We start from the raw sequence: 15,159 nt of genomic DNA, 5'->3' as shown, positions 1-15,159 counted from the left end.
TTGATGAGTCAATTCATCGTCCACCGTACACCGCGACCAACGCGCGATCACCCGGAGAATAGGTGCGGAGCCGCAAAGGCGCCATCAACTCGAACCCATATCCGGAAAGAAAATCAAGTACCGCCTGCTTGTCGTCGAATTCGTCGAGATAGACCGCCGCGATCCGCCTCGCCTCGAACAGCCTGCGCGCGCCTTCGAGCACGTCCATTTCCATTTGCTCGACGTCGATCTTGATCACCAGCCTGCCCGGCAGGTCGAAACTGTCGAGCCGCCGCGTCGCGACGGAGAAGCCGCGCCGAGCAATATGCGCGCGCCCCCCCTTGTCGCGCCGCGTCGCGATCCCGGATACCGCGCCGGTCGCGAACTCGAGCTCCCCCGCTTCGGCGGCCAGGGCGATATTGACCGCGTCGAATCCGAAGCGCGCGGCATTGACCGCGAGCCGCGCGAACGTCGCCGGATCGGCCTCGAACGCGATTACGCGAAAGTCGCGGAACAGCCGCCGCGCATCGGCGATGACCGACGAGAATATGCCGATATTGGCGCCGACGTCGACGAAGGTGACGCCGTCGCCGAGCATCATGCTCACCCGCTGCATCACCAATGTCTCGTCGCGCAACAGGCTGTTGGCATGCGCCAGCCGCGCGGCACGGAAATAGCCGTTCTCGCGCAACGCGTTGATCCTGACCTTGCGCTTGAACAGCATGACATCCAGATCGCGCGCGCCGTGGCGCAGCCGCGTCAGCCACTCGCGCAGCCGCGGCCGCTCGTTAATCTGCTTCTGGATCAGCCGCAGCCGATTGAAGCGGCGCCTGCTCACGCCGCGATCTGCTCGATCAGCCAATCGTTCGCAGCGCAGTCGATCACCAGATGGACGCGGTCGGTGTGGCCGTCATTGGTCACCGCGTGCGGGTCGGACAGGCGCAGATACCAGGCCTCACCCGGCGCCATTGCTACCGGCACGCGATTGAGGAGGAACGTAACACCGGGATTGGTCGTGATCGGCACGTGCAACCGCGCCTGCCCCCAATCGGCGGCGAGGTCGTGATCCTCATGCTCCTTGATCCTCGACCCGGGGGTGAGACGCATCAGCCGGACCGCTTTCAACGAACAGGGAATCGCCGCCAGCACGCTACGGAAATATGGGGTGGCGTCGAGGATGGCCGCATCGACGAAGTCCGTCGCGTCGGGTGGGGTATAGGCCTGCATGATCGGATGCGTCGCACCGGCCTGATGACGCAGCGGCAGGACGTCCCACCGTCCTTCGTAATTTTGCCGGACAAAATGGTCGGTCCAGGTCGTCGCCTCGACCGCCGCCAGGTCAGCCTGCAACCGCGCGGGGTCGAACGCCACCGCCAGGCGGGCACGGTCGGGCAGCGTCAAGGCAGGTTGTTGCGTCCAGTCGGTCAGGATAGGCTCCCCTTGGCCGCACGTCCCTGGGCGGCCGGTCTCGACCCTATGCCTCCTCTTTGCCGATTGCCAAGCACCTGATGTCCGATCCCGATGCTCTAGGCCGCCTGCGCGCGATGATTCTGACCGATGAAGCCTTGGCCGACCGACTCGCGTTGACGGAAGATCGCGACGCGTTCGCCGCTGCCGCGGCGGAAGCGGGCCACAGCGGCGGGATCAAGATTACAGCCGAAGCGATCCTCGCGAGCAGCAAGCGCGATCCGTTGGGAATCGAGCGCTTTACCGGACAGCAGGTTACGACGGTAGATTGGCCCGGCCGCAACTGGCTACCCGCCGCACTGGTTCCCGCGCCCGGCCAGTTGGCAATCGACTGGGTTCATTTCGGCGACGCCCCGCTCCGCGAGTCCTTCTTCGAGGATTCGCTGCGCTGCGCCAGACGCAGACCGATCAACGCCTTGTCGAAAGTCTGCACGCCGCTCGACATTCTTGCCAAGCCGGCCCCGGCCGACGCCACGGCCGCGCCGGACGGCCTGATTTTTCACATGTCGCGTTGTGGCTCCACCCTGGTATCGCAGATGCTGGCCGCGATGCCCGGCGGCATCGTGGTGTCGGAGGCTCCGCCGCTCGATGCGATCGTCCAGATGACGCACAGCCATCCCGAGGCTCCGCTCGACCAACGCGTAGCGCTGTTGCGCGGCATGGCCGCCGCGCTCGGCCGTGACCGCTTCGGTAATCGCCGTCATTACGTCATCAAGACCGACAGCTGGCACAGCCTTGCGCTGCCGCTGTTCCGAGCCGCGTTTCCCGATACGCCCTGGGTGTTCCTGTTTCGCGATCCCATTGAGGTGATGGTGTCGCAAATGGGCATGCGCGGATCACAGACGGTGCCGGGCACCGAGCTTGATGCAGTCTTCGCAATTCCCGATCCACACAGCCTGTCGACCGAGGACCATATCGCCCGCGTGCTCAATCGCGTGACCCAGGCGGCCGTCGACCATGCCGAAATCGGTGGGGGGCTATTCGTCGATTATGCGGAGCTGCCCTATGCGGTCGAACGACGCATCTTGCCGCATTTCGGGATCGAGGCGAACCCCGAAGGGCTGGCTGCCATGCACGCAGCGGCAACCTGGGATGCCAAGACGCCAAGTTTCGCCTTCGCGCCTGACAGCGATGACCAACGTCGCACCGTCGGTGACGCGATTCGCGCCGCGACCGCAGCGCATCTCGACGGCATGCATCACCAGCTGACGGCCTTGGCCGCCCGCTAACGCCTTGAACGACCGGATGGTCCTTCGTATGCCCTGACGACAATCGCCGGGGGGTGTCAGTGTTTTCGTATCGCGTTTCGGGGCTCGCCGTCGCCAGTGAGGTGGATCTGCCGGGACTGATTCCCGGCGACCCCGATCGCGCGCCGGAAGTCACGATTCGCAACGCGCCAGTGCCATTCGCGCTCGACGATCCCGAAATGGTCGGGCCGACCTGGCAGCGCGCCGGCGACCGCTTTCTGCTGCGCATTCCCGACATCGCGCGCTTCCTGCTCGAGGACGGACGCTCGATCGCGTTCGAGGCCGAAAATGGCGCCGACCCGCAGGATGTCGCGGTGTTTCTGTCGGGAAGCGTGTTTGGCGTGTTGCTCCATCAGCGCAACCAGATTGTGCTCCATGCCAGCGCAGTCTTAGTCGGCGGTAAGGCGGTGCTATTCTGCGGGGCATCGGGCGCGGGCAAATCGACGCTGGCGGCAGCGCTGGGGAAACAAGGCTATCCATTGATTGCTGACGACCAGTGCGCAATCGAGATCGGCGATGACGGCATTCCGATGATCCAGGCCGACGGGCGCCAGTTGCGCCTATGGGAAAAGAGCATCAGCGAACTTGGGCTTGCCGAACGCCGCGGCGACGCGATGCGCAACCGTTTGCTCAAATTCTATGTCGATCCGGCCGCATCAAGCGAGCGGCCGGTGCCGATCGGCGCGGTGTACGCGCTGACCGAAATACGCCATCCCGACGAGCCCGGAATCGAGCGACCCAATATCGTTGACGCCACCAAATTGCTGACCGTTAACGCCTATCGCCCAATGCTGATCCACCGCTTTGCTCAGCGCGACGTCTATTTCCGCGGCGGCACGACGATCGCGGCGACGTCGGGGATTTTCCGGTTGAAGCGGCGGCTCGGCTTCGACGGCCTACCCGCAACGATCGCAATGCTGCGCGGCCATTGGACGCAGATCGGGCTGGCGGAAGCCGCGTCGTGATTCCAACGGTCTGGCTGGCGTCCTATCCCAAATCGGGCAACACCTGGTTTCGCATCCTGGTCGCCAACCTATGGTCGAAACTCGACACGCCGATCAACATCAACCTGATTCACAGCACCGATTCGATCGCCAGTGGGCGCAATCAATTCGATCGGCAGACGTTGATAGATTCCGCGCTGCTCACCAATGACGAGATCGATCGCCTCCGCCCGGCCTCTTATGCCTATGCCGCCGCCGGCAATACTCTGGCCGACCCCGACGATCCCTGTTTCCCGGTGCGCTTCGTCAAGGTGCATGACGCCTATATCCGAAACGATTTTGGTGAGGCTTTGTTGGGCGGTGCCGCCGGCGGAGCCGGGGCGATCCTGTTCGTCCGCGATCCGCGGGACGTAGCCGCGTCGTTCGCGCATCACATGCGCTGCCCGATTGACATGGCGATCGACCGCATGGCCGATGCCAATTTCTGTTTCGCCGCCGCGACCGACCGGGTCGACCGCCAGTTTCGTCAACGTCTGCTCAGTTGGAGCGGGTTCACGCGAAGCTGGCTCGATCAGCGCGACATTCCCGTCCATCTGGTCCGCTACGAGGACTTACTGAGCGACACAGCCGCTACTGCGCGCGCTGCGCTGGCCTTTGCCGGCATCGAGCCCGATCCGGTGCAACTCGATCGGGCGATCGCGTTCGCCTCGATCGGCGAGTTGCAGCGACAGGAAGCCCAACACGGTTTTCGCGAGGCCCCGCGCGACGTACGCGGCTTCTTTCGACGCGGCGTAGCCGGCGGGTGGCGCGACGAACTCCATCCCCACCAGATCGCCCGAATCGAACGCGATCATGGCCCTATGATGGACAGGTTAGGGTACGACCGATCGACCGTGATCACGGAGCAACGATTATGATTCATCGCGACGGCGACTGGCTCGCCGCCAAGGTTGGCGACGAACTGGTGATGATGAGCGCCGCCAAGGGCAATTATATCGGATTGTCCAGCGTCGGCGCGCGCATCTGGGAATTGATCGAGACTCCGCAAACGGTCGAATCGCTATGCGACAGGCTCGTCGCCGAATACGAAGTCGACCCGGCGACTTGCCGCGCGGAAGTCGATGCCTTTCTGGCGATGCTCGGTCAGCATAATGCAATTCGTATCAAAGACGCCACATGAACGGCGCCGATTGAGCGGGCGACATCGATGAGCGCTATTTGCGGCGTGGTGCGGTTCGATGCCGCCGACGTTTCTCCCCGTTGCGTCGATCGCATGGCGCGGGCCATGAGGCACCGCGGCGCCCACGGCATCGAGACGGTCGAACTCGGTCGTCTCGCGCTTGGCCATTGCCTGATGCGGGTCAACCGCGAGGATGTCCATGAAGCGCAGCCGATTGTGGCGCCCGACGCCGTGCTCGTCGCCGACCTGAGGTTGGACAATCGCGAGGAACTCGCGGCCACGCTGGGCATCGCGGATACCGAGTTAGCAACGCTACCCGACAGTGAAGTGCTGCTCGCCGCTTGGCGGCGTTGGGGAGCGAATTGCGCACAATACTTACTGGGCGACTTCGCTTTCGCCATCTGGAACCGCGGCGACGGGACGTTGCTGCTCGGCCGCGATCATATGGGCCAGCGCGTCATCCATTACTATTTGGGCGACGGCTTCCTCGCCTTTGCCACAGAACTGTGCGGATTGTTCGCGGCCGATGACATTCCTCAGCGGCTCAATGAAGATGAGTTAGCGCGCCGCCTGTTGATGTCGACCGAGCGGGTGGAGGGCGAACAAATCTACGCCGATATCCATCTTCTGCCCGGCGGCACGACGTTGCGACTCGCGGCCGACGGCAAGGCGGGGATCGATCGATATTGGCAGCCGCACGCCGCGACCGAACATCTCTGCCGTGACGATGCTTATTATCTTGATGCTTATCGAAAGACGATCCAGGAAGCGGTCGCCTGCCGGCTGCGCCGGTTGATCGACCCGCCCTCGCTGTTATTCAGTGGGGGATTCGACAGTGGAACGATCGCGGCGCTAGCGGGACCGATGGTGCTGGCACGCGGATGGAAGCTCACCTGCATCGCGTCAGTTCTTCCCGAAGACGCCTCACGTCGCGACGCCCGCCCCGCAGTGGAAGCGTTTCGCGGGCTGCCCGGCCTCGACCTGCACTTCTATGTGCGCGGCAACGAGACGAGCTATGACGATCTGGAAACCGTTTTCGCCCGTACGTTCCTGTTTCGACCGCCGAGCGTCGTCCGCCGTCGTATCGGCGACATGGCACGCCGGGCAGGATCGCGGCTGATCATGGACGGGCATGGCGGCGACTATACCGTTAACGCGTACGATCAAGGAATGCTGGGCGCTATCCTTCGCCGCGGCGAGATCGGGCGGTTCGCTCGCGAGTTCCGCGCGCGGCAGCGCTTCACCGGCTGGTCGCCAGTTCGCGTAGTCGGGCGTGATTTGGTGGTGGCCATAGTACCGCAGGCGATTCGTATCCTGTGGCGAACTGCCCTTAACGGCTTCGTGCCGGCATGGAAGCGTCGTGGCGTTCAGCGCGATTTCGCGCTCGGTGCCATTGCTAGTGGCGTGGTCGATCGGCGCAAGCTGCGCGACGGCTTCCGCCCCGGTCTCCGATGGCGCGCGCGCTGGCTGGAAGTGTGCCGCCGAGTGTCGGCTGGTGGCGCTGGCGGCGCCCTTGCCACAACCGAGCACCTTGATCTGACAAGGCCGTTTCACGACAAACGAATTGTCGAACTCGGCTGCGCTTTACCCGATCGCCTGGTATTCCGCGATGGCCGCGAACGCTGGCTCGCCCGGACCGCATTTGCCGACATTCTTCCCCAGGCGCTGATTTGTCGCCCGCCCGGCAATGACCGGGAACAGCCCGATCTGATCGCCATGGATATCCAGGCCGCTCCAGCAATGCTCGCCGCTCTGGAGGCTGTTCAGCATGATTCCAGCGTAGCGCGTTACGTCGACGTGCCGGCGCTGGCCGCGATGGTGCGCGCCGGCTGCTCAGAAGACAGCTCCAGGGACCGGATTCGCCTGTCCTTCGCCATGAACGTTCTAACGGCGGCGCGCTTCCTTGCCTGGTTCGATCGCAATAACCGTTGAGATGCGGTCTTCGCCTATTATGATCCGATGCTGGTCGGAATGCTGCTATAGACCACGTCCACGCCGCCGGAATTTTGGTTCGAAAGCGTCTGGTGCTGCGCCGACGCCACTATCACCACCGGTGTTTCCCAGCGCTTACGATTGATATGGTTGCCCGAATCACCGGAATTCTGCTCGACAGGCGGCATTGCTGTCTCCCCTGAATCTTTCGCAAGTAGCGGCAATGCCGCACCCCTGTTCGCTTTATTCGTCGTTCAATGGCCTGCGGTCAAGCCGAACGATACTTAGATCAAGAGTAGTCCCTGTTTCGTGCGGTTCTATGCGTGGACCGCCCTATTTGCGATTTTTTTACTGCTACGCTAGGAATCGGGCGCCAACCTTCGTAAGAACCGATCAACGCTGTCTGGGGGAGGTAGCGAATTCGCGGCCGCCCCTCGGATGAGGCAAAAACGAGCGCGAGGCCGGAATCATGTCTTCTCCCTTTCTTGCCGAAATAAGGACCTTTTCGTTCAATTACGCGCCCAAGGGTTGGGCGATGTGCAATGGCCAGTTGCTGCCCATCGCACAAAACCAGGCCCTGTTTTCCCTCCTCGGCACCACATATGGCGGTAACGGCACGACGATCTTCGGTCTTCCCGATCTCCGCAGCCGCACGCCCATTCATAGGGGCCAAGGTCCCGGCCTGCCGAACGTGGTCCTCGGCCAGGTCGGCGGTGAAGAGAATCACACGCTGACGCTGACCGAACTGCCCGCCCACACCCACCCGTTCACGGCATCGACGTCGGCCGCGACGCGAAGGCCGGTAGCGGGCGGCATCTTCGCCGATGACGTCGATACGCAGGCGGTGGACTATTTTGCGACGTACAACGCGCCCAATTCCTCGTACGTCAATCTCAATCCGCTCAGCATGACGAACGCGGGCGGTGGGCAGGCACACAACAACATGCAGCCATATCTGGTGCTCACCACCTGCATCGCGCTGCAGGGAATCTACCCTTCGAGCAACTAATCGTACGGCGGAAAACCGCGCAGAGAGGTTATCATGGCGACCCCCTTTATTGGTGAAGTCAAAATGTTCGGAGGGAATTTCAGCCCTCGAGGATACGCGTATTGCAGCGGCCAGTTGATGGATATCTCGCAAAACCAGGCGCTCTTTGCGTTGATCGGCACCATCTATGGTGGCGACGGCGTGACCACGTTCGCGCTGCCCAATCTGCAGGGGCGTATCCCGCTGCATCAGGGACAGGGACCCGGGCTTTCAAACCGCATCATCGGCGAGATGGCGGGAACGGAGACGGTCACGCTCTTGTCTACGCAGATGCCGGTCCACAATCACCAGCCGGTCGCCAATAATGTAGATCCTACCAACGACGCCCCGGCGCCAAATACCATGCCGTGCCGGCCCAAACAGGCGGTCGGCGGGAACTCGGCGCTGCTCTACACCGATCCAACCAAGACCCCGACGGCAGGCGACCTGAAGCCGATGCTGGCAGGCATCATCGGCAATGCCGGCAGCAACCTGCCGCACGACAACGTGATGCCGTTTCTCTGCATCAGTTTCATTATCGCGCTCGAAGGCGTGTTCCCCTCGCAGAATTGATCCGAAAGGACTAAAAATGAGCGATCCCTTCGTGGCTGAAATCCGGATGTTCGCGGGCAATTTCGCGCCGCGCAACTGGGCGTTGTGCGACGGCCAGATCATGGCGATCTCCCAGAATACTGCATTGTTTTCGTTGATCGGGACGTTTTACGGCGGCAACGGAACCTCGACATACGCGCTCCCCGATCTGCGTGGCCGCGCGGCGATGCACCAGGGGAATGGCGCCGGCCTATCGCCGCGAGTGATTGGTGAGGTTGCCGGCGAGAACAGCGTCACGTTGCTCAGCCAAGAGATGCCGATGCATAGCCACGCGATTTCCGGAGCGGTGATCGCGAATTCGACCCCCGTAGGGACCCCGGCGAGCAATACGCTGTTCACCAATTCGTCGCCGAACCAATTGTACGGCACGGTGGTCGGCAACCCCGTCAATTTGGCGCCGCAATCGATCACGATCGTTGGCGGATCGCAGCCGCATAACAACACGCAGCCTTATCTGGCGGTTACGTTCATCATCTGCTTGTTTGGCGTATTCCCGTCACGGAACTGATCGACACGCTCATGCACGACATTCCTGGGCCTCCGGCATTCGCCTTGCCGGAGGCTTTGCGGTCGATGGGTCTCGCACTCAGGCCGGAGACCGATGGCGACTTGCCGTTCCTGATGCAGGTTTTCGCCTCGACAAGGGCGGATGAACTGACTCTGGTGTCTTGGACGCCGGATCAAAAACGGGCTTTTCTGATTCATCAGTTCGGCGCGCAGCGCCATCATTACAGGACCTTTTATCCCAATGCGGCCTTCGATGTGCTCGAGCGCAACGGAAGCCCGATCGGTCGGCTATATGTCGACGAACGTCAGACGCGGGTCCACATCCTGGATATTGCGCTGATCCCAGACGCGCGCGGCGGGGGGGTCGGCACCGCCATCCTCTCTGCGATTCAGGAGTATGCGCGTAATCGGCGGAAAGGCGTCGATATCTTCGTCGAGCGGGTCAACCCTGCGAAATCGCTTTACGACCGGATGGGGTTCAAGGTCATCCTCGAAGAAGAAGTATACCTGGAAATGGACTGGACGCCGGACGGCGTCAGTTGAACGTAGCGCAATAATTGACGCCGGTATCAGTCCTTGCCGCAGGCACCAAGAAGATCTCGTGCTCACCCATGACCGGATGCGCCATCGGATACAGGCCCTGCGGGAAGACATCGGGCATCGCGACCGTGAACGTCAGCTGGAACGGATCGCGGAAGTCGCCGAAGCCGGGCTTGTGGCTCAGCGCTTTAACCTCGGTCAGCGTGAAGTGAATCAATACGGAATCCTCCTCCGCAGGCACCGTGAAGTCGGTACCGACATGCGGTGCGAAATCATCGAGCGTGAGCCGTTCCTGCGACATGTCTTCCCCCGTCATCGTGTCGCTTCACTGGCCCAGCAACCGCAGGCGATCAAGCGTGAAGCACCGCACGAATCGCCATCGCGACAACCGCCAGCGCCCCGACGCTAGCCGTCCAGATCGCCGCCATCCAGCAGAGTCGCTTCCACAATGGACCGGCGTCTTCGGCCATCAATGATAACCGCCCGATTCGCCGACCTTGCCGCGGAACACCCAGTACGACCAGCCGGTGTACGCCAGGATCAGGGGCACCATGATAACGGTGCCGATCAGCATGAAGGTCTGGCTGATCGCCGGCGATGCCGCCTGCACGATCGACACCGATCCCGGCACGATGTCGGGAAACATGCTGATCCCCAGCCCGATGAAGCAGAGCAAGTAGAGGGCGAGCGTCAGCAGGAAGGGCAACAACTCCTTCTTCCTGAGCAACGCCCACCAAAAGACGAGCGACAAGACCGCCACCAGCAACGGCACTTGAGCCGCAACCAGCACGTTCGGGAAGGTGAACCAGCGCCGGTAATAAAGATGATCGAGGAAGGGCGTCGCGGCGCTCACCGCGATCACCGCCACAGCCGCGGCGATTCCGGCGATTTTCGCCAGGCGATAGGCGTGGGCCTGTGTCCCGCCCTCGGTCTTGAAGATCAGCCAGCAGCTGCCGAGCAGCGCATAAGCCGCGACCGTCCCAACGCCGGTGAGCAGCGAGAAAGGCGACAGCCAGTCGAGCCAGCCGCCGCCATAGGCGCGGCCGGAAACGTTCACTCCCTGGAGCAGCGCCCCGAGCACGATCCCCTGCGCCAATGCCGCGGTGACCGATCCTGCCGTAAACGCGAAATCCCAGAATCCGCGGTGCCGCGGATCGCGCCAGCGAAACTCGAACGCGACGCCACGAAACACCAGGCCGAGCAACATCGCGATGATCGGCGGGTACATTGCCGGCATCAGGATCGCGAAGGCGAGCGGGAAGGCCGCCATCAGCCCGCCGCCGCCCAGCACCAGCCACGTCTCGTTACCGTCCCAGACGGGCGCGATCGCGTTCATCGCCTGGTCGCGCTCCTCACCGACGCCGAACGCCGGGAACAGGATACCGATGCCCAGGTCGAACCCGTCCATCACCACGTACATGAAGACGGCGAAGGCGATGACGAACGCCCAGATATAAGCGAGCGTGGGGTCGACGGTCATGCCTCGTCTCCCATCTGCGCGACGGGCGTGATGCCGGCGCTCCGGATGGGCGCGTCCGACAATTCGGCTTCGTGCGCCCCGGGCCCCTTCTGCATCAGCTTCAGGATGTACCAGACGCCAATCCCGAATACCGCGAAGTATACGACGACGAACGCCGCCAGCGAGGTTGCGACAGCCGGCGTCGCCAGCGGCGAGGCCGACTGGCTAGTCCTGAGCAGGCCGTAAATCGTCCAGGGCTGGCGCCCGACCTCGGTCGTGATCCACCCGGCGATCACCGCGACGAAGCCCGACGGCCCCATCACCAACGCGGCGCGATGCAGCCACTTCCAGTCGTACAACTTGCGCCGCGTCCGCGCAGCCAGGCTCCAGAGTCCCAGTCCGAGCATCGCGAAGCCCAGCCCGACCATCACGCGGAACGACCAGAAAACGACTGCCACCGGCGCCCATTGATCGCGCGGGAAATCCTTCAATCCCTGAAGCGGAGCATGGGGGTCGTGCTTCAGGATCAGCGACCCGGCATAGGGTATCTCAACCTTGTAATGGACCTTGCCGTCCGCGTTGGAGGGCAGGCCGAACAGGATCAGCGGCGCGCCGTTCGGACTCGGATCGAAATCGCCTTCCATCGCCAGCACTTTCGCCGGCTGATGCTGGAGCGTATTGAGACCCTGCATATCGCCGGCCAATATTTGCACCGGCGCGACCAAAGCGGCCATCCACATCGCCATCGAGAACATGGTGCGGACGGCCTCGCCCGACGCAGTAGGATGAGGACTCGTCACGGCGGCCGGCGAGCCGGCAGGCTCGTCCGACGACGCGGCTTTGCCGCGGCGCCGTGCATCGGTGAGCAAATGCCAGGCCCCGCACGCCCCCACCACCAGCGACGTCGTCAGGTATGCCGCAATCACTGTGTGCACCAAGCGATTCGGAAAGCTGGGGTTGAAGATCACCGCCGCCCAGGATCCGGCGACGACGAACTGCCCCTGCGCATTCATGGCGAAGCCGGTCGGCGTCTGCATCCAGCTGTTGACGCTTAGGATCCAGAAAGCGGAAATGAAGGTGCCGAGCGCAACCATGCAGGTCGCGGCGAAATGCAGGCCCTTCCCCACGCGCTTCATCCCGAACAGCATCACGCCCAGGAAACCCGCTTCGAGGAAGAAGGCGGTCAGCACTTCATAGGCCATCAGCGGCCCGATCACCGGTCCGGCCTTGTCGGAGAAAACCGACCAGTTGGTGCCGAACTGATAGGACATGACGATCCCGGACACGACGCCCATGGCGAACGCGACCGCGAAGATCTTCACCCAGAACCGGAAAAGGTCGAGATAGACCGGCTTTCCCGTGCGCAACCGCAGCCCTTCGAGCACCATCAGGTAACTCGCCAAGCCGATCGAAAAGCTGGGGAAAATGAAATGAAAGCTGACGGTAAACCCGAACTGAAGCCGGGCTAGCAGCAAGGCAGTCTCAGCGGCAGTCATCGCCACCTCCTTGCCCAGTGCCGATGCGCCCGGACCGGGTCTAATGCAAGTGCGCTATGTGCAGCCAGGCTTGTGCGCAACGGTAACGGATGGGCAGTTCCGCTTGACTGGCCGAAGCATCGCGCCCCGCCGGGATCAGGATCGCGGTTGAAAGTCGATCAGCTCGATGTCGAACACCAGGGTGGACTTGCCCGGAATGACGACCTTGCCTTGCTCATCGCGCTGATCCTCGGCGCCATAAGCCAGCCGCGACGGGATCCACACGCGTAGCGTCTCGCCCTTGGCCATCAGTTTCAGCGCTTCGCTGAAACCGGGCACCACTGCCGCGACAGGCATCGGCGTCGGCTGGGTCGATTTGTCGAAGCTCGTACCGTCGACCAACTTGCCCTCGTAATTGACCAAGGCGACGTCAGTATCGGCAGGGTGCGGCCCGGTCGCCGGCTTGATCACCCGATATTGGATGCCCGACGCGGTCTGGATTACGCCGCGCAGCTTGCGATTCTTGGCCAGGAACGCGTCCTCGGGCGACAGCGCCACCGCCGGTGCCTTGGCAGCTGCAGTTCGCTTGGCGGTTGTAGTCCGCTTGGCGGCCGGTGCCCTTTTGTGCGCAAGAACGGGCGCCACGGCCGCGCTAATCGATGCCGCGCCGATCAGGCAAGCCGCCGCAACCCTCAGGCTCATGGCTATCGCCTACTTGCCGGTCGGCGCGGCGGGCGCCGCAACGTTGCCCGTCGGAGCAGGCTCGCCGCCCGGAGCGGCGCCACCGGCGCCGGGAGGTCCGCCCGCACCGCCGGCACCGCCCATCTTCTGCATCATCTGCTGCTGATATTGGTCGATCACCGCCTGTGGCAGGAAGTCGATCAGTTCGATGTCGAACACCAGGGTCGCATTGGCCGGAATCGGGCCCGCGCCCTTCTCGCCATAACCTAGCTTGGCGGGGATCCAGACGCGGAACTTCGCGCCCTTGCTCATCAGCTTCAGCGCTTCGCTGAAACCCGGAACGACGCCCTTGATCGGCATCGGCGTCGGTTGCTGCGACTTGTCGAAGGTGGTGCCGTCGAGCAACTTGCCTTCGTAGTTGATCAGCGCCACGTCGGTGTCGGTCGGGTTCTTGCCCTTGCCCGGCGTCAGAACCTTGTATTGCAGGCCAGACGCGGTGGTCTTCACGCCCGGCGCCCAGGAATTGAACGTCATCGACAGCGAGTCGCGCGCGCTGCCGCCCCACCACATGAACATGCTGAATAGCAGCGCACCGGCGCCCAGCACGGCGAGCACGATGCCCAACCACAGGACGCGCTTCGCGCGCGGATCGAGCGGCGCCTTTGCAGGCACCTTGGGAGCAATCGTGTCAGCCATGTTTATTGGTTCACTGTCCTGGAGGAGGGACGAGGCTTTCGCCAGCGCCCGGGGGCGGACCACCGGCACCGCCAGGCGCGCCGCCCGGCCCACCGGGACCGCCCATGCCGCCGGCACCACCGCCGTTCATCATCTGCATCTGCCGCTGATATTGTTCGACAACCGACTGCGGCAGGAAGTCCTTGAGTTCGATATCGAACATCAACGGCGAATTCGCCGGCAGGACGACATTGCCCTGCTGATCCTTCTGGTCCTGCGCGCCATAAGCAAGGCTCGCGGGAATCCAGACACGGATCTTTTCGTTCTTGTGCATCAGCTTCAGCGCTTCGCTGAAACCCGGGACGACGCCCTTGACCGGCATCGGCATCGGCTGCTGCGACTTGTCGAAGACCTTGCCGTTACGCAGGCGGCCTTCATACTGGACCAGCGCGACGTCGGTGTCCGTCGGCGAGGCGCCCGTGCCCGGCTTGAGCACTTCGTATTTGAGGCCTGACGACGTCGTCTTGACGCCCCAGCCGCGTTGCGACCTGGTGAACAGATCGTCGCCCTGGCGCGCGAGCAGGAAAGCGGCGATCACCGCGACGGCGATGCCGATCCACAGCAGCCAGATATAGCTGCGCTTGACGGGCTGAAGGGGAACGGCGGTCACGGACATGGGAGCAAGCCTCGACGGATAGGCCGCGTACGACCGCGGCCGGGACACGCTGTTCTCGGTAGGTCCGGGGGCCGCGCCTAGCAAGCCCCCATGCGAACGACGATAAAGGCCTTACTTGGCCCCGTCGCGCTCCATCCGCTTGCGCTCGAGCTTGCGCGCGCGGCGAACGGCGGCGGCACGCTCGCGCGCACGCTTCTCGCTGGGCTTCTCGTAATGACGGCGCAGCTTCATCTCGCGATACACGCCTTCGCGCTGGAGCTTCTTCTTGAGAGCCCGAAGCGCCTGATCGACATTGTTATCGCGCACGATGATTTGCATAAAACCCGTCAACTCCAGATCAAATGGATATGGCCGCCCCAGACAAAGTCCGGGCGTGAAGTGCGCGGCTCCTAACAGCGGGTTCGGCAAAAGGCAAGCGAGTCGGCTGTTGCGGGATCGCCACAGCCGTGAAGCGTGCGTCCGGCGCGCCGACTCAGTTCCGGCGGTGCTTTCCGCCGTAGCGCCGCCCGATATAGTCGCCGATCTTGCCCATCTCGCTGGCCGCTGCCAGCGCGCTCGCGCTGCAGCAGGGTAACGGATTTTGCGCCTCGTCGGCCGCGCTGGCCACTTTCTCGCACAGATTCTCGATATCCGCCCGCGTCAGCAGGTTCTTTTCACGCAACACGCACAACAGACTTTGCAGGATCAACATCGTCTTGTCGCTGCCGTTTTCGGTAGCGAGGTCGATATCTTTCATCACCACCCTCTCCTCATTTTCG

21 protein-coding genes are annotated in these 15,159 nt (G+C 63.1%); 9 read left to right on the top strand and 12 right to left on the bottom strand.

Annotated elements, in window-relative coordinates:
- Nucleotides 1-13: 13 nt before the first annotated feature.
- Both SPR01S_RS02780 and SPR01S_RS02775 read right to left on the bottom strand, forming a co-directional pair.
- Nucleotides 14-817 carry an FkbM family methyltransferase gene (locus SPR01S_RS02780; RefSeq protein WP_066584585.1) on the bottom strand — a complete coding sequence of 268 codons (804 nt, stop codon included), beginning with the start codon at nt 815-817 and terminating at the stop codon, nt 14-16.
- Nucleotides 814-1,380 carry an aspartyl/asparaginyl beta-hydroxylase domain-containing protein gene (locus SPR01S_RS02775; RefSeq protein ID WP_066584582.1) on the bottom strand — a complete coding sequence of 189 codons (567 nt, stop codon included), beginning with the start codon at nt 1,378-1,380 and terminating at the stop codon, nt 814-816. Before SPR01S_RS02775 ends, SPR01S_RS02780 begins: the two co-directional genes overlap by 4 nt.
- Before the next feature lie 107 nt (nt 1,381-1,487).
- Between SPR01S_RS02775 and SPR01S_RS02770 the strand changes: the two genes are divergently transcribed.
- The 5 genes from SPR01S_RS02770 to SPR01S_RS02750 are packed head-to-tail and all read left to right on the top strand — an operon-like array spanning nt 1,488 to nt 6,749.
- Entirely contained in the window at nt 1,488-2,675 is a 1,188-nt protein-coding gene (locus SPR01S_RS02770) for a sulfotransferase (RefSeq protein ID WP_066584579.1), read from the top strand.
- Between the two features lie 59 nt (nt 2,676-2,734).
- Nucleotides 2,735-3,658: an HPr kinase/phosphorylase gene (locus SPR01S_RS02765; RefSeq protein WP_066584576.1), complete on the top strand. Its 924-nt coding sequence runs from the start codon at nt 2,735-2,737 to the stop codon at nt 3,656-3,658.
- Nucleotides 3,655-4,554, top strand: a complete 900-nt coding sequence (locus tag SPR01S_RS02760) for a sulfotransferase domain-containing protein (protein WP_066584572.1) — start codon at nt 3,655-3,657, stop codon at nt 4,552-4,554. The genes SPR01S_RS02765 and SPR01S_RS02760 overlap by 4 nt, the downstream gene beginning before the upstream one ends.
- Nucleotides 4,551-4,817 carry a PqqD family peptide modification chaperone gene (locus SPR01S_RS02755; RefSeq protein WP_066584563.1) on the top strand — a complete coding sequence of 89 codons (267 nt, stop codon included), beginning with the start codon at nt 4,551-4,553 and terminating at the stop codon, nt 4,815-4,817. The genes SPR01S_RS02760 and SPR01S_RS02755 overlap by 4 nt, the downstream gene beginning before the upstream one ends.
- Nucleotides 4,818-4,844: 27 nt before the next feature.
- Nucleotides 4,845-6,749: an asparagine synthase-related protein gene (locus tag SPR01S_RS02750; RefSeq protein ID WP_084250879.1), complete on the top strand. Its 1,905-nt coding sequence runs from the start codon at nt 4,845-4,847 to the stop codon at nt 6,747-6,749.
- Nucleotides 6,750-6,766: 17 nt separating this feature from the next.
- On the opposite strand, the gene SPR01S_RS21415 is transcribed toward SPR01S_RS02750, so the two are convergent.
- Nucleotides 6,767-6,937 carry a hypothetical protein gene (locus SPR01S_RS21415; RefSeq protein WP_157081882.1) on the bottom strand — a complete coding sequence of 57 codons (171 nt, stop codon included), beginning with the start codon at nt 6,935-6,937 and terminating at the stop codon, nt 6,767-6,769.
- Between the two features lie 281 nt (nt 6,938-7,218).
- Between SPR01S_RS21415 and SPR01S_RS02745 the strand changes: the two genes are divergently transcribed.
- From SPR01S_RS02745 to SPR01S_RS02730, 4 genes are read left to right on the top strand one after another with little or no spacing between them, the layout of a single operon-like run.
- The gene (locus SPR01S_RS02745) at nt 7,219-7,758 is read left to right on the top strand and encodes a phage tail protein (RefSeq protein ID WP_066584559.1); all 540 of its coding nucleotides are present in this window, start codon (nt 7,219-7,221) and stop codon (nt 7,756-7,758) included.
- Nucleotides 7,759-7,791: 33 nt separating this feature from the next.
- Entirely contained in the window at nt 7,792-8,349 is a 558-nt protein-coding gene (locus tag SPR01S_RS02740; RefSeq protein WP_066584554.1) for a phage tail protein, read from the top strand.
- Between the two features lie 16 nt (nt 8,350-8,365).
- Complete coding sequence (locus SPR01S_RS02735; protein WP_066584551.1) at nt 8,366-8,896, top strand: phage tail protein; 531 nt, start codon at nt 8,366-8,368, stop codon at nt 8,894-8,896.
- Nucleotides 8,897-8,907: 11 nt separating this feature from the next.
- Nucleotides 8,908-9,438 carry a GNAT family N-acetyltransferase gene (locus tag SPR01S_RS02730; protein ID WP_218016691.1) on the top strand — a complete coding sequence of 177 codons (531 nt, stop codon included), beginning with the start codon at nt 8,908-8,910 and terminating at the stop codon, nt 9,436-9,438.
- On the opposite strand, the gene SPR01S_RS02725 is transcribed toward SPR01S_RS02730, so the two are convergent.
- From SPR01S_RS02725 to SPR01S_RS02690, 9 genes are all read right to left on the bottom strand, one after another.
- Nucleotides 9,431-9,751, bottom strand: coding sequence for a DUF6916 family protein (locus SPR01S_RS02725; protein WP_066584550.1), 321 nt, complete (start codon nt 9,749-9,751; stop codon nt 9,431-9,433). The genes SPR01S_RS02730 and SPR01S_RS02725 overlap by 8 nt on opposite strands.
- Before the next feature lie 34 nt (nt 9,752-9,785).
- A complete protein-coding gene (locus tag SPR01S_RS21105; protein ID WP_084250878.1) occupies nt 9,786-9,905 on the bottom strand; it encodes a DUF2474 family protein in 120 nt (39 codons plus the stop codon).
- Nucleotides 9,905-10,915, bottom strand: a complete 1,011-nt coding sequence (gene cydB, locus SPR01S_RS02720; protein ID WP_066584546.1) for a cytochrome d ubiquinol oxidase subunit II — start codon at nt 10,913-10,915, stop codon at nt 9,905-9,907. The genes SPR01S_RS21105 and cydB overlap by 1 nt, the downstream gene beginning before the upstream one ends.
- Nucleotides 10,912-12,390 (bottom strand): cytochrome ubiquinol oxidase subunit I, encoded by a 1,479-nt coding sequence (locus SPR01S_RS02715; protein ID WP_066584544.1) that lies wholly within the window; start codon nt 12,388-12,390, stop codon nt 10,912-10,914. The genes cydB and SPR01S_RS02715 overlap by 4 nt, the downstream gene beginning before the upstream one ends.
- A 135-nt stretch (nt 12,391-12,525) precedes the next feature.
- Entirely contained in the window at nt 12,526-13,071 is a 546-nt protein-coding gene (locus SPR01S_RS02710; RefSeq protein WP_066584542.1) for an FKBP-type peptidyl-prolyl cis-trans isomerase, read from the bottom strand.
- Between the two features lie 9 nt (nt 13,072-13,080).
- Nucleotides 13,081-13,746, bottom strand: a complete 666-nt coding sequence (locus SPR01S_RS02705; RefSeq protein WP_084250877.1) for an FKBP-type peptidyl-prolyl cis-trans isomerase — start codon at nt 13,744-13,746, stop codon at nt 13,081-13,083.
- A 10-nt stretch (nt 13,747-13,756) separates the two neighbouring features.
- On the bottom strand, nt 13,757-14,401 hold the full coding sequence (locus SPR01S_RS02700; protein WP_066584540.1) for an FKBP-type peptidyl-prolyl cis-trans isomerase: 645 nt from the start codon (nt 14,399-14,401) through the stop codon (nt 13,757-13,759).
- Between the two features lie 111 nt (nt 14,402-14,512).
- Nucleotides 14,513-14,719, bottom strand: a complete 207-nt coding sequence (rpsU, locus tag SPR01S_RS02695) for a 30S ribosomal protein S21 (protein ID WP_056428702.1) — start codon at nt 14,717-14,719, stop codon at nt 14,513-14,515.
- A 154-nt stretch (nt 14,720-14,873) separates the two neighbouring features.
- A complete protein-coding gene (locus SPR01S_RS02690) occupies nt 14,874-15,137 on the bottom strand; it encodes a hypothetical protein (RefSeq protein WP_066584537.1) in 264 nt (87 codons plus the stop codon).
- Nucleotides 15,138-15,159 lie beyond the last annotated feature (22 nt).

Origin of the sequence: Sphingomonas pruni NBRC 15498, assembly GCF_001598455.1 — a bacterium.
GTDB classification, from domain to species: domain Bacteria; phylum Pseudomonadota; class Alphaproteobacteria; order Sphingomonadales; family Sphingomonadaceae; genus Sphingomonas; species Sphingomonas pruni.
This window is presented reverse-complemented; position numbering and strand designations above follow the sequence as displayed.